Origin of the sequence: Nocardioides cremeus (assembly GCF_030518195.1) — a bacterium.
GTDB classification, from domain to species: domain Bacteria; phylum Actinomycetota; class Actinomycetes; order Propionibacteriales; family Nocardioidaceae; genus Nocardioides; species Nocardioides cremeus.
In genome coordinates, this window is record NZ_JAULSC010000437.1 from 1 (window position 1) to 220 (window position 220).

Here is a 220-nt window from a genome sequence, read left to right on the forward strand (position 1 = left end):
CCCACCGAGCCGCCGGCACAGCGACGACCCGTCGACTGGCGCCGGATGCGCAGCCCGTGGGCGGTGCTCGCCCTGCTCGGGTCGCTGCTCGGCGCCATCGGCACCGCGGCCGGCGCGGCCGTGGCCGGCCGCCTGGCCGAGGACGCGAGCGTGGCCCTGGTCTGGCTGCTGGCGCTGTGCGTGGTCGGGGCCGCGGTGCTCGACTCGCTGGGGCGCACCG

The 220-nt window shown here is 80.0% G+C and carries 1 protein-coding gene; it reads left to right on the forward strand.

Going from position 1 to position 220, the window contains the following annotated elements:
* A partial coding sequence (locus QWJ41_RS21635; protein ID WP_302710563.1) for a hypothetical protein occupies positions 1-220 on the forward strand: 220 nt, incomplete at both ends.